21 protein-coding genes are annotated in these 19,675 nt (G+C 33.4%); 12 read left to right on the top strand and 9 right to left on the bottom strand.

Annotated elements, in window-relative coordinates:
• Positions 1-135 precede the first annotated feature (135 nt).
• Positions 136-696: an L-threonylcarbamoyladenylate synthase gene (locus LNP22_RS11775; RefSeq protein WP_210665664.1), complete on the top strand. Its 561-nt coding sequence runs from the start codon at positions 136-138 to the stop codon at positions 694-696.
• Positions 697-859: 163 nt separating this feature from the next.
• On the opposite strand, the gene LNP22_RS11770 is transcribed toward LNP22_RS11775, so the two are convergent.
• Entirely contained in the window at positions 860-1,984 is a 1,125-nt protein-coding gene (locus tag LNP22_RS11770) for a cysteine desulfurase family protein (RefSeq protein ID WP_229973624.1), read from the bottom strand.
• 86 nt (positions 1,985-2,070) lie between these two features.
• Here LNP22_RS11770 and LNP22_RS11765 point away from each other — a divergent pair, with 86 nt between their 5' ends.
• Entirely contained in the window at positions 2,071-3,024 is a 954-nt protein-coding gene (locus tag LNP22_RS11765; protein WP_229973623.1) for a hypothetical protein, read from the top strand.
• A gap of 161 nt (positions 3,025-3,185) precedes the next feature.
• Here LNP22_RS11765 and LNP22_RS11760 read toward each other — a convergent pair whose 3' ends face one another.
• Both LNP22_RS11760 and LNP22_RS11755 read right to left on the bottom strand, forming a co-directional pair.
• A complete protein-coding gene (locus LNP22_RS11760; RefSeq protein ID WP_229973622.1) occupies positions 3,186-3,737 on the bottom strand; it encodes a Smr/MutS family protein in 552 nt (183 codons plus the stop codon).
• Positions 3,727-3,912 (bottom strand): hypothetical protein, encoded by a 186-nt coding sequence (locus LNP22_RS11755; RefSeq protein ID WP_229973621.1) that lies wholly within the window; start codon positions 3,910-3,912, stop codon positions 3,727-3,729. The genes LNP22_RS11760 and LNP22_RS11755 overlap by 11 nt, the downstream gene beginning before the upstream one ends.
• 123 nt (positions 3,913-4,035) lie before the next feature.
• Between LNP22_RS11755 and LNP22_RS11750 the strand changes: the two genes are divergently transcribed.
• On the top strand, positions 4,036-4,302 hold the full coding sequence (locus LNP22_RS11750) for a DUF2752 domain-containing protein (protein ID WP_229976381.1): 267 nt from the start codon (positions 4,036-4,038) through the stop codon (positions 4,300-4,302).
• Between the two features lie 16 nt (positions 4,303-4,318).
• On the opposite strand, the gene LNP22_RS11745 is transcribed toward LNP22_RS11750, so the two are convergent.
• Entirely contained in the window at positions 4,319-5,020 is a 702-nt protein-coding gene (locus LNP22_RS11745; protein WP_229973620.1) for a DUF1003 domain-containing protein, read from the bottom strand.
• Between the two features lie 190 nt (positions 5,021-5,210).
• Between LNP22_RS11745 and LNP22_RS11740 the strand changes: the two genes are divergently transcribed.
• The 3 genes from LNP22_RS11740 to LNP22_RS11730 all read left to right on the top strand — a co-directional run bounded on the left by LNP22_RS11740 (position 5,211) and on the right by LNP22_RS11730 (position 7,435).
• Entirely contained in the window at positions 5,211-6,002 is a 792-nt protein-coding gene (locus LNP22_RS11740; RefSeq protein WP_210665671.1) for a serine O-acetyltransferase, read from the top strand.
• 1 nt (position 6,003) lies between these two features.
• A complete protein-coding gene (gene cysM / locus LNP22_RS11735; protein WP_229973619.1) occupies positions 6,004-6,891 on the top strand; it encodes a cysteine synthase CysM in 888 nt (295 codons plus the stop codon).
• Between the two features lie 103 nt (positions 6,892-6,994).
• Positions 6,995-7,435 (top strand): hypothetical protein, encoded by a 441-nt coding sequence (locus LNP22_RS11730; RefSeq protein WP_229973618.1) that lies wholly within the window; start codon positions 6,995-6,997, stop codon positions 7,433-7,435.
• Here the strand turns inward: LNP22_RS11730 and LNP22_RS11725 are convergent, their stop codons facing one another.
• Positions 7,436-8,311 carry a sensor histidine kinase gene (locus tag LNP22_RS11725; protein ID WP_229973617.1) on the bottom strand — a complete coding sequence of 292 codons (876 nt, stop codon included), beginning with the start codon at positions 8,309-8,311 and terminating at the stop codon, positions 7,436-7,438.
• A gap of 331 nt (positions 8,312-8,642) precedes the next feature.
• Here LNP22_RS11725 and rlmD point away from each other — a divergent pair, with 331 nt between their 5' ends.
• The 4 genes from rlmD to LNP22_RS11705 are packed head-to-tail and all read left to right on the top strand — an operon-like array spanning position 8,643 to position 12,347.
• Positions 8,643-10,055 (top strand): 23S rRNA (uracil(1939)-C(5))-methyltransferase RlmD, encoded by a 1,413-nt coding sequence (gene rlmD, locus LNP22_RS11720; protein WP_229973616.1) that lies wholly within the window; start codon positions 8,643-8,645, stop codon positions 10,053-10,055.
• A 10-nt stretch (positions 10,056-10,065) separates the two neighbouring features.
• Positions 10,066-10,608, top strand: coding sequence for a DUF6452 family protein (locus LNP22_RS11715; protein ID WP_210665676.1), 543 nt, complete (start codon positions 10,066-10,068; stop codon positions 10,606-10,608).
• Entirely contained in the window at positions 10,580-11,392 is an 813-nt protein-coding gene (locus LNP22_RS11710; RefSeq protein ID WP_229973615.1) for a DUF6048 family protein, read from the top strand. Before LNP22_RS11715 ends, LNP22_RS11710 begins: the two co-directional genes overlap by 29 nt.
• A gap of 10 nt (positions 11,393-11,402) precedes the next feature.
• A complete protein-coding gene (locus LNP22_RS11705) occupies positions 11,403-12,347 on the top strand; it encodes an XAC2610-related protein (RefSeq protein ID WP_229973614.1) in 945 nt (314 codons plus the stop codon).
• Positions 12,348-12,424: 77 nt separating this feature from the next.
• On the opposite strand, the gene LNP22_RS11700 is transcribed toward LNP22_RS11705, so the two are convergent.
• Both LNP22_RS11700 and LNP22_RS11695 read right to left on the bottom strand, forming a co-directional pair.
• Positions 12,425-12,661, bottom strand: a complete 237-nt coding sequence (locus LNP22_RS11700; RefSeq protein WP_210665679.1) for a hypothetical protein — start codon at positions 12,659-12,661, stop codon at positions 12,425-12,427.
• Between the two features lie 142 nt (positions 12,662-12,803).
• A complete protein-coding gene (locus LNP22_RS11695; protein WP_229973613.1) occupies positions 12,804-13,961 on the bottom strand; it encodes a THUMP domain-containing class I SAM-dependent RNA methyltransferase in 1,158 nt (385 codons plus the stop codon).
• Positions 13,962-14,091: 130 nt separating this feature from the next.
• Between LNP22_RS11695 and LNP22_RS11690 the strand changes: the two genes are divergently transcribed.
• Together LNP22_RS11690 and LNP22_RS11685 are read left to right on the top strand one after the other, a co-directional pair.
• A complete protein-coding gene (locus tag LNP22_RS11690) occupies positions 14,092-14,856 on the top strand; it encodes a class I SAM-dependent methyltransferase (RefSeq protein ID WP_229973612.1) in 765 nt (254 codons plus the stop codon).
• Positions 14,857-14,955: 99 nt separating this feature from the next.
• Complete coding sequence (locus LNP22_RS11685; protein WP_229973611.1) at positions 14,956-15,624, top strand: ZIP family metal transporter; 669 nt, start codon at positions 14,956-14,958, stop codon at positions 15,622-15,624.
• A gap of 220 nt (positions 15,625-15,844) precedes the next feature.
• Here the strand turns inward: LNP22_RS11685 and LNP22_RS11680 are convergent, their stop codons facing one another.
• Positions 15,845-18,235, bottom strand: coding sequence for a TonB-dependent receptor (locus LNP22_RS11680; protein ID WP_229973610.1), 2,391 nt, complete (start codon positions 18,233-18,235; stop codon positions 15,845-15,847).
• Positions 18,236-18,389: 154 nt separating this feature from the next.
• The gene (locus LNP22_RS11675) at positions 18,390-19,532 is read right to left on the bottom strand and encodes a helix-turn-helix domain-containing protein (RefSeq protein ID WP_229973609.1); all 1,143 of its coding nucleotides are present in this window, start codon (positions 19,530-19,532) and stop codon (positions 18,390-18,392) included.
• Positions 19,533-19,675: the final 143 nt, after the last annotated feature.

Genomic DNA, 19,675 nt, shown 5'->3' with positions numbered 1-19,675 from the left:
TTACTACTTAATATTTTATAATTTTTCAAAAAAAAAAGTAATGTACCTCTATAACTTGTACAAGAAAATCCAATAATTCAAATTCTAGCATTATTACTATATTTGCAAATAAATTTTAGAATTTAAAATCAGATAATGAACGAAGAAATACATAACGCTTACGAAGTAATCAAAGAAGGCGGAATCATACTTTATCCTACCGATACCGTTTGGGGAATTGGCTGTGACGCCACAAATCCAGAAGCTGTCGCCAAAATTTACAAACTCAAACAACGCGCTGAAACACAGAGCATGATTGTACTGATGAATGGCGAAAAAATGATGTACAACGTTTTTAAAGACATTCCGGAAGTAGCGTGGCAAATTATGGATGTATCGGAAAGACCTACGACACTCATTCTTGATGAACCTCGAAATGTAGCGCAAAATATTATTGCCGCAGATAATTCGTTAGGAGTACGCTTGGTAAAAGAGCCTTTTTGCTTTAAATTATTAGAAAGAATGAAAAAACCATTAGTTTCGACTTCTGCTAATATTTCGGGACAGCCTACTCCTATTGCTTTCAAAGATATTAATCCCGCTATTATCAATGGTGTGGATTATGTGGTAAAACTAAATCAGGACAAAATTGCCGGAAAACCATCGACAATAATCAAACTAACCAAGGATTCGCAGGTAAAAGTGATACGGAAATAATTTTAGATTTTAGAATATTTTGTTTCAGGTTTCAGGTTTTAAGTTTCAGGTTTTAAATTTCGTGTTAAACAATTGAAATTTAAAACCTTATAAAATTAGTAATTTAACATCTGAGTAACTTTAAAAAAAAATGTGCCTTTGCCTCTCTGTACCTTTGAACCTCTTATAGCGTTTTCAAGCTCTCTAGCAACCAATCGATATCTTCTTTTGTGTTGTAATGGCTAAATGAAATTCGGAGATTGGGTAGCTTCAAATCTGTCTCCGAAAGCATTTCTTTAAGCACATGAGACGGTTTTACGCTTCCGGATTGACAAGCGCTTCCGCGGGAAACTGCAATGCCTTTCATATCCAGAGTAAAAAGCAACATAGCTGTTTTATCTGCCGAAAAAGGCAAAATAATATTGATAATATTGTAGAAATCTTCTTTTTTACCGTTGATTTTAAAACCTGGAAAATGAATTTCGAGTTGCTCGATTAAGTACATTTTCAAATCATAAATATATTTTCTGTCGGCTTCTAAATTTTCGTAAGAAAGCGATAAAGCCATTGCCATGCCGGCAATTTGATGAACGGCTTCGGTTCCGGCACGCAGTCCTTTTTCCTGCTCACCTCCAAAAATTAAAGGTTGTATACCTGAATTTTTTCGAATAAAAGCAAAACCAACACCTTTTGGTCCATGAAATTTATGTGCGCTTGCCAAAATAAAATCTACGGGGATTTTTTGCAAATCGATTTCGGTTTTACCCACAGACTGTACGGTATCTGAATGGAATAAGGCTCCGTATTGTTTGCAAATGACGCCAACTCTATCTAAATCCAGAATACTTCCTGTTTCGTTGTTAACGTGCATTAAACTCACTATCGTCTTCTTTTCATCGGATAATAAACTTGATAAATGTGTCAAATCAATACTTCCGTCAACATTAACTTTTACGTAATCGACCTGAATACCAAACTCCAGTTGCAACGCCAAAACGGCATGCAGGACAGCGTGATGTTCTATTTTTGAGGTAATAATACGCTGTGTTTTGAGATCTTTTACAACAGAACGAAGAATCCAATTATTTGATTCTGTACCGCTGGAAGTAAAAATTATTTCCTGTGCAGAACAGTTTAAATGTTTAGCAATATTTTTTCTTGAAAGTTCAATAATGGTTTTAGTATTTCTTCCAAAACTATGTGTTGAAGAAGGATTACCAAAATCGTTGGTCATGATTTGAACCATTTCCTGAATGACTTCGGGACGAATTGCTGTGGTAGACGCGTTATCGAGATATACTTTTTTCATTACTGCAAAGTTAAGGAATATCAATTGTCTATTCTAAAATATCATTTGCGAAAATTTTCACTATTTTTGACGCAAATATAATTACGATGAAAAAATATGCCTGCCTATTATTATTTGCCATGCTGCTAAACGGTTGCGATGATGGAGATCTGACCGAAGAAAAAATTGATTTTACCGAAATAACGCCTGTAGGTTGTGATACTAAAACCTATGATTTACTTTATAAAATAAAAAATCAGGAATCTTTACTGCTTAAATTACCACAATACACATTAGCACCTGAAATTGGTACACCTGTAGTTGGTACTAAAGAATTTGATATTGTCGCTGATGGAGCCTATCAATTAGTGTACAGAGCGTATGATGGTGTAATATCAAAATCAAATATTTGCGATGATATCAGACCTACTTTCCCTAATGTGACCAACGAATGGTTTGCTACTGGTGGTAGATTAAAGATCGTAACAACAGCAACAACTACTGAAAATACAGAAAATGGTAGCTCATCTATAACCGGTTTTGCTCATTTAATTATTATAGAAAAGGTTACCTATTCAAAACCACAAGGATCACAAGTTGAAAATGAAGATCTTGTATTTGGAACTATAACCACCGGCTATACCTCTCCAAGCGTAACATTTGTAAACGCTGTAGACGAATGTCCCACCACAAAACAACTTTACAATTACACCTCTAAATATTCTATGACGATTAATGATATTGATCCGAATTTAATTGTAGATGCAGAAACCCCTGTTGGTTCTCCAAGGAGCAGTAGTATAACAGCCACTCAAAATAAAGTGGTTTACAATACTTATAATGGTGCAATAGATGTCAATTACTTCTGTAATGGCACACCAACTTCACCCACTATCAACACAACTTGGAATGCTGCCGTGGGCGGAATAATAGAGGTAGCAACTACCAAAAGTGGAACAACATTTACCCACACTATTACGCTTAAAAATGTGCAGCTTGTAAACGGTAATCTAAGTTTCAAATTAGGCAATAGTTACTTATTAGGCATCTTAACAAAATAACAAAAAGAAGTCTTTTATTGTTTATAACAAGCAAAAAATATTTCGCTTTTATTCTTACAAATAAAACGTCTGTTTTTAATCTGATTTTGATAAAAAATTAAATTAAAAACAGACGTTTTTTTATGCTTTGATATTGGTGCTTTTAACACTCAAAAAATGTCTTATTTATTATTTTGTCTAAAATAAACTTCGGTAGCTCCGAGACCATATTTTTGATAATTGGCATCCTGAAAATCGATTCCGTCATAACGGCCCAATAAAAAATCAAGTTCTGCTTTAAGAATTCCTTCTCCAACTCCGTGAATAAAAACAATCTTCGGGATTCGATTTTTGATCGCAAATTCTATATGCCTTTTTGCTGTTTCTGTTTGTAAAGTTAAAATATCATAATTTGACATTCCTCGTTTATTGGGAACTAATTTTTCGATGTGCAAATCAAATTCAGGAGCCGAAATTTCGCGTTTATCTTTCTTTTCTTTTACAAAACTTCGTGGTTTTGGCTCTTCTTTTTCTTTGGAAACCTTATCTAAATCAATTCTTTTGATGGAATTCATTAAATTACTGGTATCCTGAATTTTAATTAATTCTTTGACAAAAAATGTCATCAAAAAACCTTCCTCAGTTTCAATCAAAACCTCTTGATTTTTGACTGAAATCACCACCCCGTTTATGGCCTCATCTAAGACGGAAACTTTATCTCCTTTAGTCAGCATCCTGTTCCTCCTTTTCTTGATTTTTACTTGGTACTTTCGCACTCAACTGCATCATTCCAAACATAAAAACGGCAATCGCAATCACCATGATGTAGATGTTTTTTTCTTCCGAAACCTGTTGGTATAATGCAACCGAAATTGCCAAAACCATAATTAATATTTTAAAAAATTTCATTTCATAAAGTATAAGACTTCAAAAGTAATAAACTTTAAAATAGCACTTCTCAACTTCTCCTTTATTATCCAATCTTTTTTTGTAAAATTGTAAAAAAGAAAAACCGTGAATTTAGAAAAATACATGTTGCCATGTCTCAGCAAAACACTCTTCGGAATTGAGTGTTTGGGTTGCGGTTTTCAGCGTGCTTTATTCTTACTTTTTCAGGGGGAATTTTTAGCCACTTTCAAAATGTATCCGGCGATCTATACTACACTTTTATTTTTGTTTTTTGTGGCTTTGCATTTTTTAGATAGGTCAAAAAACTACAACAAAATACTTTGGATTTCTGCCATCATAAATGTTATTTTTATGATAGCCGGATACTACTACAAACATTTTTATATTTGACTTTTTTAAGCTGAAATTATTTTTTTATTTGATTCAAAATATCATTCATCATCTCAATTTGTACTTTCTGAATTTCGATTAATTCCTGCTGTTGATGCATAATCAAATGATCAATTTTATCATGAATCATTCTTATCTCTAACTCTGATTTCAAATTAATCATATAATCTTTTTTGGCGCGCGTGCGGTCTTTTTCTTCCTGACGATTTTGACTCATCATAATTACCGGAGCTTGTAATGCCGCGATACAAGACAAAATTAAATTCAATAAAATAAATGGATAAGGATCAAAACCTTTGTTGAGCAAGATATATACATTGGCCGCAATCCAGAGGACGATAAAAAGCAAAAATGAAAGAATAAAAGTCCAGCTTCCGCCAAAGTCAGCTACTTTATCTGCAATTTTTTGTCCAAAACTTCGATTTTCGTTTTCATCTTCAACCGAACTCACAATTGATTTGTCTTCTCTTAAAGATTCCATCACACTTTTTTCAAGATCAGAAAGCGCTCCAATTTCGGTAGAAAGATAATTTGAAATGTATTTTTGTCGATACGTATTTAATTCTTTTATTGCAATAAAATCATCCTCGCAAAAAGAAGGAAAATCTTTTACAATAAGTCCGAGAACAGGATCATGTATGGATTTTCCAGAAATTTTTTCTTTTTCAGGATAATCGATATTAGAAATGGCACTTTTAAAAGTTGAATTGTTTTTCATTTTAAATTTATTTACTTGCTAATTTACGCATTTAACCTGTTAAGAATCTTATAAAAAATTGGCTTTAAAAATGTATTAAGTATCACAAATAAGAATGTAATAAGTAAAATTTCTTTGGCTTTTTCGTGCCTCTATTTCCAAAAAACGCCTTACTTTTAGCGTTTCAAATTACTCATACAATTTTAAAGTTTTGACAAGAGATACTATCATACAAAATATAAAGGCCTTAAAAAGTTATTCGAATATCAATTACGGAATCAAAACCAAAACAGAAGATTTTACCGAAAAGCTTTTTTACACGCTGTTTGATTCGAATGCGCCATTGGATAAAAGTATTGACGAGCTGGAAATACGTTTTAAGGAAATTGCCGTTCTGGCCTGCAAAAAACCTGAAAATTTATGCGAATCTATTTGGGATAAATTTCTGGAAAAATTACCCGGCGTATTAGAAAAATTAAATCAGGATGCCGAGTATATTTTAGAAAATGATCCTGCCTCCAACAGTATCGACGAAGTATATCTGGGTTACCCTGGATTTTATGCCATCGCTATTTACCGATTGAGCCACGAATTGTACCAGCTTGATTTATTGCTTTTCTCAAGATTGATGAGTGAATATGCGCATCGCATAACAGGGACAGACATTCACGCAGGTGCCGATATCGCCTCACCGTTTTTTATTGATCACGCCACCGGAATCGTTATTGGCGAAACTACCATCATCAAAAAACATGTAAAAATTTACCAGGGAGTAACTTTGGGAGCGCTTAGTGTGAGTAAAGAGATGAAAAACGCAAAACGCCATCCAACAGTAGAAGCAAATGTCTGTATTTATGCCAATGCCACTATTTTAGGAGGTGAAACTATTATTGGCAAAAACAGTATTGTGGGAGGAAACGCATGGATTACCAAATCTATCCCCCCTGATTCTATCGTTTTAAACACCACTACAACGGAAGTAAAAATAAAAGAAAAAAAATAAAATGGGTCCACAAAAATTGCTAAACCTAATTGGAAACACACCATTGATGGAATCAGTCAATTTGGTTAAAAATAAAAATGTAAAGCTTTTACTAAAACTCGAAGGAAATAATCCCGGCGGAAGTGTAAAAGACCGAGCAGCATACAACATGATTGCGTCTGCTTTGGAAAGGGGCGATATCAAAAAAGGAGATAAACTTATTGAAGCAACAAGCGGCAATACAGGCATTGCTTTGGCGATGATTGCGCAATTGTTTCAAATAGAGATAGAATTGGTCTTACCCGAAGATTCTACCAAAGAGCGTACACAAACCATGCGTGCTTATGGCGCTACAGTGATTTTGACACCCGCTAAAGACGGAATTATTGGTTCACGTAACTACGCAGATAAAAAAGTGGCAGAAGGCGGCTATTTGATGTTAAATCAGTTTGCAAATGACGACAACTGGAAAGCACATTACAAAACCACAGGTCCAGAAATTTGGAATGATACAGAGGGAACAGTAACCCACTTTGTTGCGGCAATGGGAACAACAGGAACGATCATGGGAACTTCGACTTATCTGAAAGAAAAAAATCCAGCCATTCAGATCATAGGAGCTCAACCAAGCGACGGTTCTCAAATTCCGGGAATACGCAAATGGCCTCAGGAATATTTACCCAAAATTTTTGATGCCTCAAAAGTAGATACTGTCATTGATGTAAGCGAAGAAGAAGCCAGAAAAATGACTAAACGTTTGGCACTCGAAGAAGGCGTTTTTGCCGGAATGAGCAGTGGAGGCTCTGTTGCTGCTGCCTTAAAAATTGCCGAACAATTAGAATCAGGCGTTATTGTAGCCATTATTTGCGATCGTGGCGATCGTTATTTGTCTTCTGACTTATTTGATTAAAAAGAGGAACTAAGATACTAAGAAGCTAAGGTGCTAAGTTCTAAAACCTGAAACTTTGAAACTTTGAAACTTTGAAACTTTGAAACTTTGAAACTTTAAAAAATTGACCCATAAAAACTTTAAAGAATGGTTTAACCGCTATAAATATGCCGAATTAGCAAGTACAAGTGCAGCACTTAGTACTTCTTTACTTAGTTCTGTTTATAGCGACTTAACAACTGCATACTTAATTACCATAGCAGAATATTTAGCTTTTTACAGCGTTATTCTGTTTTCTTCTTATAAAAAATTAAAACAACAAAACAAACTTCAAAATACAACTACGTCTTTTAAAGATTTGCTTTTACTTGTAAAAAATTTAATATTAGAATTTGGATATCCCGCTGTTTTAGACTTTTTGGTTGTTCGTCCGTTTTGTATGTATTGGATGCCGATTTTGGTGGGCAATTACTTTTTCGGAATAATATTCGGGAAAATTGCTGCCGATTTGTGTTTTTATTTTTTCGCCATTGTAAATTACGAGCTCATAAAAAAAAAGCAATGATTACAAATCAAAAACAATTTTAAACTCAGCGCCTTTATTTTTACCTTCGCTTATTGCCGAAAGTTTTCCTTTACTTCTTTCGATGATCTTTTTGCACAAGTACAGCCCAATTCCTGTCGAAGTTTCGTTTGCTGTTCCTAAACGGCTCATTTTGGTAAATTTTTTGAACAATTCATCAATTTCGTTTTTATCAAAACCTATTCCATTATCCGAAACACTTATAGCAAAATCTGAATTATCTTTATAAAATTTAACTTCAATTTTTCCTCCAAAATAAGAGAACTTAATAGCATTACTAATCAAATTTACCAGAACCTGAATCAATAATCCTTCATCAATTTTAAGAGAAGCTTCCGTAATTTCGAGTGTCATACTCAACTTGATATTTTTATCCAGCAAACGTTGTTCGACCTGCTCGCTGACAAAAGGTAAAATATCCGAAAACACAATCGTTTTGATCTCCCTAGTTCCTTTTATAAATTTATCTTGCTCCTTTAACAGATTAATAAAATTTTCGATGTATCGAAATTGCAGATTGGTCGATTCACAGATTAAATTGGCCAAATGCTCAACTGATTCTGATGGATTTTCGAGTAAAATTAGCTTGGCTAAACCTTGAGGATTTCCTGCAAAATTTTTCAAATCATGCGAAAGCATATAAATCAGATCCTGCTTTTCGTTAATAAAACTTTCGGCTTCCAAAATAGATTCCTGAATATTGTACATCAACAAACCCGCTTCATCGGCATATTCTGTGGGCAAAACAGCTAATTTTCTGTCGTTTCTGTATTCTTCTAAAGATTTGGAAGCAGTTGCAATGGGTTTTATCAATTGATTTAAAATTAACAACGTTACGATTGTCGCTAACAATGTCATGATCAGCGAGAAAATTAAAATTGACGTGGCAGAAATACCGTTATTTGAATAAAGTACAAAAAACAGAATACCTATTAAAGGAATGTGAATACCTATAAATGCAACAAACAAAAACTTTAAGGCATAACTTTTTTTTAGGAAGCTAATCTGTGAAAGATTGTGATACAAATTCATAAAAAAACAACAATAATCAAATTAAAATTGTAGGTTGGTTGATTATTGCTAAAACAAAGTTAGTTTTTAAACTTAATTAAACTACGAAATTAAATAAATTATCAAAATATTTTCAAATTTGAATTTATAAAAGTTTACAAACCCTTATTTTTGCGCTATGGGAAGAAAAAATACAGACAAAATTGTCTTTCATCAGATTCCGGTTCTTGACGCTGGAGCAAAAGGGGTATCAGTAGCAAAAGCGCCTGACGGAAAAGTAATTTTTATACCGAATGTCGTTCCGGGCGATGTCGTAGATGTACAAACTTTTAAGAAAAGAAAAGCCTATTACGAAGGTAAAGCCGTAAAATTTCATGAGTTTTCTGAGCATCGTATAGAACCAATTTGCGAACATTTTGGCGCTTGTGGCGGATGTAAATGGCAGAATATGAAATACAGCCAGCAACTTTACTACAAACAAAACGAGGTAAAAAACCATTTGCAGCGTATTGGAAAAGTTGAGCTTCCGGAATTTGAAACTATTCTGGGTTCTGAAAAACAGTTTTTTTACAGAAATAAAATGGAATTCTCTTTTTCGAATAGCCGCTGGCTGACAGAAAAAGAAATAGAAAGCACAGAAGATTTAGGGAACCGAAATGCATTAGGTTTTCACATTCCTAAAATGTGGGATAAAATTCTCGATATCAACAAATGCCATTTGCAGGAAGATCCTTCAAACGCCATCAGAAACGAAATAAGAGCTTTTGCTAACGAGCATAACCTGACTTTCTTTAACCCGAGAGAACATTCTGGTTTATTAAGGACTTTTATGATTCGTACTGCCTCTACGGGCGAAATCATGGTTTTAATTCAGTTTTTTGAAGAAGATAAAAACAATCGCGAGTTGATTTTAGATCATCTTTACGAAAAATTTCCACAAATTACTTCATTGCAATATGTAGTAAATTCTAAGCAAAACGATACTATTTACGATCAAAATGTAAAACTATATAAAGGTAGAGATTATATTCTGGAGGAAATGGAAGGTTTAAAATTTAGCATCAACGCCAAATCATTTTACCAAACCAACTCAGATCAAGCCTTTGAATTGTACAAAATAACACGCGATTTTGCCGGGCTTTCTGGTGATGAAACAGTGTATGACTTGTATACCGGAACCGGAACAATTGCTCAATTTGTTGCTAAAAAAGCAAAAAAAGTAATTGGTGTAGAAAGTGTACCTGAAGCTATTCTGGATGCAAAAGCCAATGCCGAACGCAATAATATTAGCAATTGCGTGTTCTTTGTTGGAGACATGAAAGTCGTTTTTAACGAAGCCTTTATTGCGCAACATGGAAAACCAGATGTCATTATAACAGATCCGCCAAGAGACGGAATGCACAAAGATGTTATTGAGCAAATCCTAAAAATTGCTCCTAAAAAAGTAGTTTATGTAAGCTGTAACTCTGCTACACAAGCGCGTGACTTGGCTTTGATGGATGAGAAATATAAAGTGACTCGTGTGCGTCCGGTTGACATGTTTCCGCAAACGCATCATGTCGAAAATGTTGTACTTTTAGAACTTCGATAATAAAAATTCAATGAAAAAAATAATTTCACTTTTCCTCCTTTTAGCTTTTGGATTTTCGGGTTGCGAAAAAGATGATATTTGCGATGCAAATACTCCCACCACTCCTCGACTTGTGCTGACATTTTACTTTGCCGATCAGCCCACAGTATTAAAACCTGTAACCAGTTTGAAAGTGTACGGAGAAGGTCAGGATGCGACAAAAGGTATTATTTTTAATGAAACAGCAATTACCGATGAATTAAAATACACTACTAACGCAAGTAAAATTTTAATTCCGCTAGACCCCTCAAAAGACAGTGTGACTTATCATTTTATTTCGAATTTTAGCACAACAAATCCCGCTTTACAAAACGACGATATCTTAAAATTTACTTATACCAGAGAAAATGTTTATGTATCAAGAGCATGCGGTTTTAAGACCATTTACAAATTAAATACAAGTGTTGAGCGTCTGGGAGGCGAAAATATCAATACGTATTGGATGAAAAACATCAACGTAATAACCCCTAATATCGAATCAGAAAATGAAACACATGTCGAAGTATTTTTCTAGTATTTGTCTTTTGTTTTCGATGTTTTTGACTCAGGCTCAGGAAACACCAACCACCACTTCTCCAAAAGAAGTGGTGAAGGAAAAACCAAATGCTGAAGCAAAAAAAACGGCAGAAGTGGCCAAAAAAGACAGTATTCCTGCAAAAACAGATCGTTATGGTTTGCGTGTAGGTGTCGATTTGTACAAACTGACCCGCGGTTTTTATGATAGCGATTATAAAGGAGTCGAATTTACGGGAGACTTTCGCTTGACGAAAAATTATTACCTGGCCGCCGAACTTGGTTTTGAAGACAAAAAAACAGATGATGCCCGATTAAATTCTACTGCAACCGGAACGTACATCAAAGCTGGTTTTGACTATAATATGTACGAAAACTGGCTCGATATGGAAAACATTCTGTCAGTTGGTTTACGTGGAGGTTTTAGTACTTTCAGCCAACAACTGAATACCTACAAAATTTACAATCCCGATCCATATTGGGGAGAAATTCCTCCCTTGACGTCTGGTCAAAAATACAGCGGGTTATCGGCAACATGGATAGAAGTTGCTTTGGGATTAAAAGCAGAGGTATTTAATAATCTTTTTGTTGGTTTTGGAGTGCAATTGAAAACTTTGGTGACCAACAAAAAACCGAGTGGGTTTGATAATCTTTATATTCCGGGCTTTAATAGAACCTATAATGGAAATTTCGGAGTAGGTTTTAATTATACGGTATCTTATTTTATTCCGATTTATAAAAAGAAAGTACTTCCAGAAATAGTAAAAAAAGCGCCTAAAAAATAATTTTTGATCGATGAAAAAAATTTTGATTCTGCTCCTTTTCACATTGAGCCAAACTACTTTTGCTCAGAAAACAACGATCACTACTTTTTTGCATTTTACCGGAAAAATAGCTCAATATCCGATTGTAATGACGGTTGGTTTTGAAAAAGGAAAAGACACTGTTTATGGAGAATATTATTATCTAAAAAGTGGCAAAAACAAAAATATTCACACAAAAGGTACTTTTGATCAAGGCAAAATAAAACTGGAAGAAACTACGTATGTGACTTCAAAAGGCAAAACAAATCCGCAAAAAACGGGTAGTTTTTCTTTACACTTAAACAATCAATATGAATTAAGTGGCATTTGGCAAAATGAAAAAAAAGACAAACAATTTGATGTAACACTTACTTGTTTAGAAGATTTATCGGCCTTTGATCCAAAGAATTTTAGTTTTAAACTGAATCAGTACAAAGGTAAAACAGAAGGTTACGACGGCCAACTGCAGGAACAAGACTTAATCAATCGCCTAGAAATTTTTAATTCGAAAAAAGAAAAAATACAGACGCTTTCAGGATTTAATGAAGCAGTTTACGACCAAACTGGTGAAATTGAATTTGAAGATCTCAATTTTGATGGAGTATTAGATTTAAAAATTGCCATCTACTTTCCGAACCGAATTAAATATGATGGTAGTTTTATGTATTTTATTTACGATAAAAGCAAAGGACAATTTATTCGAAATTTAAAACTGGAAGAATTGGAATATTTAACTTTTGACCAAGTAAATAAAGAATTTGTAAAAATGCTGGCCGACGGAAGCGGAAATGAATCCGATTCGTATTATAAATGGTCTAATAATAATTTTTACTTGATCCGAAAAGTCGAAAACTTTGAAGACAAAGACAAAACGTTTTATACCGAATATCGGATAAAAAATAACCAATCTGTTAAATTCAAAGAATATCAGCGATAAAAAAAGCCACAAATCCAGAACTAATAATTCAGAATTTGTGGCTTTTATTTTTACTCAGAATCTGATTTCCTTTATGATTATCCTATTTCTTTGATTCCTTTTATAAAAATCCATTTCATAAAGAGCTTCTCACCATCTTTAGTTTTTACTGCCTGAAATTTTGGCGAAATCAATGTAGAAACTATAAATGCCGTCATCGGAATCCATAATCCAGATAATTCTGTAAAACGCGCAATTAGATATCGTGACGAAATAAATAAAATCGCGAAACATCCTAATTGATATAAAAAACCTCTTACTTGTAATTTTGTCATTTTTTTTAGAGTTGCTAAGGTTCTGAGAATCTAAGTTGCTAAGTATTACTTTAGCACTTTATTACCCAACCTTAAATTACTTATTGTAGAATTACTCAAAGCTAAAAATCTTAGTAACTTAGTATCTTAGAAACTAAGAACCTTAGACTTGAAACTTCGTTCTTTTACTGCCTTCGTACATTTCGTATTTTACCAAACGTGCTTCTAAACTGGCATTAAAAAGTTTTATTTTTCTTGAAGGTTTTAGTCCCACAAATTTTAAGGCTTCGAGATTGGCTGTAATGAACCACGCATTGGTTCCGGGATAACTTTTCTTTAAAGTATCGCCGATATTTTTGTAAAATTCTTCCATGTGAATATCCAAACGCTCATCATAAGGCGGATTGAAAACCATGTGAAGCTTTCCTTCTACTGATTTCTCGGTATCAAAAAAGTTGTTTTCTTCGATGGTAATATAATCGTCTAAATTAGCATTTTTGATATTATCTTTTGCTTTATTAACAGCACTTGGCGCTTTATCAAAGCCTTTTATAGTGTAATGAAATTCCTTAGTCTTTTTCATCAGACTGTCTACAATTTGATCGAATAAATCATTGTCCCAATCTTTCCATTTTTCAAAAGCAAATTCTTTTCGGTTGATGTTTGCTGGAATATTACACGCAATCATCGCCGCTTCTGCCAAGAAAGTTCCAGACCCACACATTGGGTCTAAAAAGTGACTTTGACCTTCCCAACCCGATAATAGCAAAATTCCAGCCGCCAAAACCTCGTTTATAGGCGCAATATTCGTAGCTGTTCTGTACCCACGTTGGTGCAATGAATTTCCAGAAGTATCCAGCGCTACCGAAACCTGATCTTTATCAATATGAATGTTAATTCTTAAATCCGGGAACGCTTTGTCAATACTCGGGCGCTGTCCTGTTCTTTCTCTAAACTGATCTACAATAGCATCTTTACATTTTTGAGAAACAAACTCAGAATGGTTAAAATAAGTAGAATGCACCGTTGCATCAATTACAAAAGTTTGGTTTGCATTGATCAATTTAGACCAATTGATACCTGATATTCCTTTGTAGAGCGCTTGCTCATTATTGGCCCTAAACGAATAAATCGGTTTTAAGACTTTAAGTGCTGTTCGCAAAGACAAATTGGCCTTGTACATAAATCCTTTATCGCCTTTAAAGCTTACCATTCTCACCCCTTTCTCAACATCTTGAGCGCCTAAAACTTTCAATTCTGCTTCTAATATTTCTTCAAAACCAAAAAAACATTTGGCAATCATTCTAAAATTTTCTTCCATTTTTATTTTTGTATTAAAAAAAATCCCAACCTATATCCTTCGATTGTTTTTAGGTATCGCAGCGAAATAGTAATTTTTTGGCAAAAATACACTAAATTTGCGGGACTTTGAATTAATTGAAATAGAATAAATGTCTGAAGCACATAACTCATCTACACCAAATCAGGAGCGTAACAACGAAAATTGGTTTACTTCATGGTTTGATACTCCGTATTACCATATCCTTTATAAAGATAGAAATTACCGAGAAGCCCAGATTTTTATGGATAATCTTACCCATTATCTCAACCTTCCCGAAAAAGCAAAAGTATTAGACTTGGCTTGCGGTAAAGGCCGCCATTCTATTTATTTAAACCAGCTAGGATTCAATGTTTTAGGAGCAGATTTATCCGAAAATAGTATTGCCGAGGCGAGTAAAAATAATAACGAAACTTTGCATTTTAAAGTTCACGATATGCGCGAGCCTTTCGAAGAAAAATTTGATGCCATTTTTAATCTTTTTACCAGTTTTGGATATTTTGAGAGTGATGATGATAATCTTACCACATTAAAAGCGATTAAAGAAAGTCTTTCTGAATACGGATTCGCTGTGATTGATTTTATGAATGTCACACAAGTTATCGAAACCCTGGTTCCTGAAGAAGTAAAAACCGTTGAAAACATCGATTTTAGAATAAAAAGATATGTACAAGACGGACATATTTTTAAGGAAATTGATTTTGAAGATGATGGACGCCAATATCATTTTACCGAAAAAGTTAAAGCACTGACTTTAAACGATTTTCAGGAATTAATGGAAGAAGCAGGGATTTTTCTTTTGGATATTTTTGGAGATTATAAACTCAAGAAATTTCATAAAACCGAAAGCGAGCGATTAATCATGATTTTTAAATAACTGGTTAATTGTTCAATTGTTTAACCGTAAAATCGATTAAACAAATCAACGATTAAAGAAAAAACCAATTAAACGAATCAACGATTAAACCAAAACAAAATGAATTATTTATTACCTCTATTCTCAGTACTTTTTGGTTATCTGGTGGCGTTGTTTTTAAAACCAAAAAGCAAAACCAATCTAAAATTGCTACTTGCTTTTAGCGGTTCATTTTTACTGTCTCTAACTGTAATGCATTTACTGCCTGAAGTTTACGAATCACACAATCATAAAATTGGTTTGTTTATCATGGTCGGAATTTTATTTCAGATCATACTTGAGTTTTTCTCCAAAGGAGCCGAACACGGGCACGTACACGGGCATGCTAAAATGTCTCAAATTCCGTGGTTATTGTTTATTAGTTTGTGTATTCACGCCTTTTTAGAAGGTTTTCCTGTTGGGCATCATCACGATTTAGCAGTCGGAATCGCGATTCACCACTTACCTATTGCCATCATTTTGACTACCTTTTTTAGCAACGCTCAACTAGACAAAAAAGCTATTTTTGCTTTTATGCTCGTTTTTGCAATTATGACACCAATTGGAACAATTGCTTCTGATTTTTTACCTTTCTTAAATGAATATTACACTCAAATAACAGCGATCGTAATCGGAATTCTATTCCACATTTCATCAACTATAATTTTCGAAAGTAGCGAAGGACACAAATTTAATATTGCCAAAGTTTCTATGATTGTATTGGGAATATTTTTAGCGTATATGTTATAATTAGGGCGTGACCACAATAAATAAAATGGGCTAATCAGCAAAACGTTGATTCGCCCATTTTTTTATTGTGGTCGGGCTATCCAGGCTACTTCGGTAGCTTCCTCCTATCCCTCACGCAAAAAAAACTCCTGTACAAAAAATACCTAACAGGTTTTAAAAACCTGTTAGGATAGTTTTATTTTCAAAGCCAATCAATTCAATTATCTAATTTTCTAATTGACTAATTATTAGTCGTTCTCCTTTTCTCCTCCTGATTTCCAAAAGCACGCTCTTTCACATTGATTTTTTTGTTTCCAAAATTATAAACCACAGACAAACGCACAAATCGATTGCTTTCTTTTTGGTCATAAACCTGTTTTACATCATTTACAACCGAAGTAAAATCTTTTAAATAAGAAGTATTAAAAATATCATTTGCCAAAAATGCGACCTGCAACGTTTTATTAAACAAATCCTGTTTAAAACCAATATCAAAACTAGATGTATAGCCTACTTCATACAAACCACTTTTAAAAGGTGTGCTGTACGCAAAATCGACTTGTAGTTTTGTTGTTTTGCCTAATACAAAAGTATTATTCGTCGAAAAATCAACTTGCAGACTGTTTGATGGCGTTGCATTAATATCCTTAATAAATTCCGTTTTGGCTCCTAAAAAGTATAGTGAGTTTTCGCTTGACCACCAATCTGCAAAAGTGGCTGAATACGTTTCTCCTAAACCATAATTTAGGTTTTTAAAATAATTCTCACGTGTAACAATCTGTGTATTAGTTTCCGGATTTGATGTAAATAAAACGCCGTAACCGTTTGAGACTGCATTTACAAAAACGCTAGTTCTCAAAATTTCTTTATAAGAATGTGAAAATTCAAAATTATCACTAAATGAAGGTCTTAAGAACGGATTTCCTTCAGAATAGCTATTACTGTTAATGTAAATTCGAAACGGATTCAACAAATCAAAACGAGGTCTGTTGATTCTTTTTCCGTAATTCAAACTAAAAGTATTGTTTTCATTTTTCCTGTAAGAAGCATAAAACGTTGGAAATAATTTCAAATAATCATTAACTGTTTCCTGATACAAAGTTTCAGAAAAACCAGTTGTCTGCGTATTTTCCAGTCTTAGTCCGATTTGAAAATTCCATTTTTCCCCAAATTTTTTATCTCCATTAACATAAAAAGCCTGATTATTTTCGGTGTATTTAAATCGGTTAGATTGATTAGCATCTAATTCCGGAGTTCCTGAAATAGTATTGTAATACAACACATCACTTATACTATTGGTAAAACTTATTTTTGCGCCGTAAGATAAATTCAACGCCTGAAAAGGATGTTCCATATCGGCTTTAAAACTCAAATTGTCAATAGCCTGATTCGAAATATTTCTACCAGACTGATTTACATCGACAAATAGCATATCAGGCGTATAATTATTGGCGATAAAATTCCTGTCGAAATTGGAATGATAATCGAAATAATCTATATCAAAAGATAATTTTCTTTTTAGAGAATCCAGTTTCGTAATCAAATGTGCATTATAAGTCTGATTTCGATAGCCTTTGTCTGTAAAACTAGTATTCAGCGTAACATCTTCCAATTGATTTTGAGTATTATAATTATCAATTCTAATATCCGATTTAAAATCAGGATTATTTCGGTCATTTAAATATTGAAAACCAACTGTAGTTCGTTCAGAAAGATCATAATCTAAAGCTAGTTTTCCGGAAAGATTCTCGGTTTTTACTTTTGTTACGCTTTTCATGTGTGAAAGTCCGCCAGGAAAATACATTTTCAAATCATCGGTAGCATTGATATAACCCTTTTTTGCATTCACGCTGACCGAAAATCTAAACTTGTTTTTATTGTAAAAAAAGTTATCTCTTAAAGTATAAATCCCATATTTATTCTGATCATAAGAAGCAGTTGTTGTGTTTTTCCAGGAATCACGAACTCCTTTTTTCATAATAATATTAATTAATCCGCCCATTCCTTCTGCGTCATATTTTGCTGGTGGATTGCTGATAATTTCAATGTTTTTAATATCACTAGCTGATATTGATTTCAAAAAACTATTCAGTTCCTCACCCGACAGTTCGATCATACGTCCATCAATCATAACGCGCGACGTTCCTTTGCCTAAAATATTTATTGTATTATTCTGTACCACAACGCCAGGAGCGGTATTAATAGCGCTCAAAGCATCACCGCCCACTGTTACAACATTGTTTTCGAGGTTATAAACCAAACGATCGGTTTTTTGCTCCATCGTTTTCTTTTTAGATTGAATAACCACTTCTCCTAATTTTGTTGTGTTTTCTTTTAGAATAATTACTTCTAAATCAGTATCACTTTCTATTGCAATCTCTTTTTCAAAATCTGAAAATCCCAAAAGATTGATTTTTATTTTATAGAAACCTTTTATAATATTGATTTCAAAAGTACCATCTTGTTTACTGGTAGTGCCATCAATAATTTTTCCTTCAGAATTTGATATTGAAACATCTGCCCATTCTAGTGGCGTTGTTTCATTTGTTATTTTCCCTTTTAATTTTAAGGTAGATTGTGCTAAACAAAATAAAGGCAATAATAAAAAGATAAGGAGGTTCGTTTTTTTCATGATTTCTAATTTTAAACTTGTTCAATTAATTTGAAGCAAAGTTGCCTTAGAAAATCCCGTCCTGCGACCGACAAAAAAAAGTCGAACCAATTTCTATAAATGAAATTGGTTCGACTTTTTTGGGTATGCAGTTCGACTTTTTACAAACCGTTAGTTATGAAGCATTTCGATAAGCTGTAGGTGTTAAATTTGTATATTTTTTAAAAGAAGTATTAAACGAAGATTTGGAATTAAAACCAACTTCATATAAAATTTCCAAAACAGTAACATCATTTTTTGAGTGGTCTTTTAAAATCTGCATGGCTTTTTGTATGCGATATTCATTTACAAAATCAAAAAAATGCTGATCCATATGATGATTAATCAAAATAGACAAATCCCTGACTGGAGTATCAATTTGATTGGCAAGTTCCTGAATGGTGAGTGAAGGATCCAGAAAAGGTTCTTTCTCAGCCATATATTGTTTTAAGATAGAAATTTGACTAGAAATCACATCATCCTGAACATCGACTGGCTGCACATTTTCTTCGGCTTTAGGCAGTATATCTTTTGCTAATTGCAATTTAGAATTAATTCCCTTAAACAATTCAGGATACTTCATCGCTTTCATGACCAACCAGCAGGTAACAAATAAAGCAACAGCTCCTACAAATACATTTAACCAAAGAAATACTTGTCTGTAATCACTGTAGCGTAATAAATTTTTTAATGCCACTAAGCAGTGAGCTATAAGAAAAACCGTAGTCACCTGAAAAAGATACTTATAAATCAAAGTACTGGGATTAGTGTAATTTTCCAGATAAATCTCTCTGTATTTCTTTAAAATTAAAAAGGCACTCACGATATAAAACAAGTATTGACATTCGATAACAATCTGAATAAAATAAATTTCAGGCATTTGATCAATTCCCTCTAAAATTTTTGTCTGATCTGAATCATTCATTAGATAAAGCCTCGGAAGAAAAGCCAAATTGACTGCGATAATGGGAAGCAGATACACTAAATGTTTCCACTTTAATCGAAAATCGGAATAACAAACCGACAATACATAAAGATAAAACAAGGGCATTGCCAACAAACAAATGGTCCATCTGAAAATTACTAAAGTAAAAATATCCTTGATATAATCAAAAACGAAAAAACCGCTAAGATCGATAGCAGAGACAATAAAAAACCAGGCAAATAAACGGTTGGCTAATTTATTTTCGGTTTTAACCGTCATTAAAAAAAACGCCATCAGTAAAGAAACAAAAACAGAGATCCGTGCAATCCCCTGCAATAAGCTTAATCTATCCATTTATTTTTTAATTTTAACAAATATAATATTTTAGTTTGCAAAATAGTTTGAAAAAATATTCGTTTGGTAAGAATAGTATAGCTTTAAAATTTCCACCAATATCTTAAAAAGGATAGCATCTTGGCGAATCACTCAAAAAAAAT

The organism is Flavobacterium flavipigmentatum (genome assembly GCF_020911905.1).
Taxonomy (GTDB): domain Bacteria; phylum Bacteroidota; class Bacteroidia; order Flavobacteriales; family Flavobacteriaceae; genus Flavobacterium; species Flavobacterium flavipigmentatum.
This window is presented reverse-complemented; position numbering and strand designations above follow the sequence as displayed.

Coding starts and splice junctions, on each gene's coding strand:
- LNP22_RS11725 (WP_229973617.1), bottom strand. CDS start 8,311: ATGACATTGTTAGCGACAATCGTAACGTTGTTAATTTTAAATCAATTG.
- LNP22_RS11685 (WP_229973611.1), top strand. CDS start 14,956: ATGAATTATTTATTACCTCTATTCTCAGTACTTTTTGGTTATCTGGTG.
- LNP22_RS11675 (WP_229973609.1), bottom strand. CDS start 19,532: ATGGATAGATTAAGCTTATTGCAGGGGATTGCACGGATCTCTGTTTTT.
- LNP22_RS11700 (WP_210665679.1), bottom strand. CDS start 12,661: ATGACAAAATTACAAGTAAGAGGTTTTTTATATCAATTAGGATGTTTC.
- LNP22_RS11770 (WP_229973624.1), bottom strand. CDS start 1,984: ATGAAAAAAGTATATCTCGATAACGCGTCTACCACAGCAATTCGTCCC.
- LNP22_RS11745 (WP_229973620.1), bottom strand. CDS start 5,020: ATGAAAAACAATTCAACTTTTAAAAGTGCCATTTCTAATATCGATTAT.
- LNP22_RS11690 (WP_229973612.1), top strand. CDS start 14,092: ATGTCTGAAGCACATAACTCATCTACACCAAATCAGGAGCGTAACAAC.
- LNP22_RS11755 (WP_229973621.1), bottom strand. CDS start 3,912: ATGAAATTTTTTAAAATATTAATTATGGTTTTGGCAATTTCGGTTGCA.
- LNP22_RS11680 (WP_229973610.1), bottom strand. CDS start 18,235: ATGAAAAAAACGAACCTCCTTATCTTTTTATTATTGCCTTTATTTTGT.
- LNP22_RS11715 (WP_210665676.1), top strand. CDS start 10,066: ATGAAAAAAATAATTTCACTTTTCCTCCTTTTAGCTTTTGGATTTTCG.
- LNP22_RS11765 (WP_229973623.1), top strand. CDS start 2,071: ATGAAAAAATATGCCTGCCTATTATTATTTGCCATGCTGCTAAACGGT.
- LNP22_RS11705 (WP_229973614.1), top strand. CDS start 11,403: ATGAAAAAAATTTTGATTCTGCTCCTTTTCACATTGAGCCAAACTACT.
- LNP22_RS11710 (WP_229973615.1), top strand. CDS start 10,580: ATGAAACACATGTCGAAGTATTTTTCTAGTATTTGTCTTTTGTTTTCG.
- rlmD (WP_229973616.1), top strand. CDS start 8,643: ATGGGAAGAAAAAATACAGACAAAATTGTCTTTCATCAGATTCCGGTT.
- LNP22_RS11760 (WP_229973622.1), bottom strand. CDS start 3,737: ATGCTGACTAAAGGAGATAAAGTTTCCGTCTTAGATGAGGCCATAAAC.
- LNP22_RS11750 (WP_229976381.1), top strand. CDS start 4,036: ATGTTGCCATGTCTCAGCAAAACACTCTTCGGAATTGAGTGTTTGGGT.
- cysM (WP_229973619.1), top strand. CDS start 6,004: ATGGGTCCACAAAAATTGCTAAACCTAATTGGAAACACACCATTGATG.
- LNP22_RS11775 (WP_210665664.1), top strand. CDS start 136: ATGAACGAAGAAATACATAACGCTTACGAAGTAATCAAAGAAGGCGGA.
- LNP22_RS11695 (WP_229973613.1), bottom strand. CDS start 13,961: ATGGAAGAAAATTTTAGAATGATTGCCAAATGTTTTTTTGGTTTTGAA.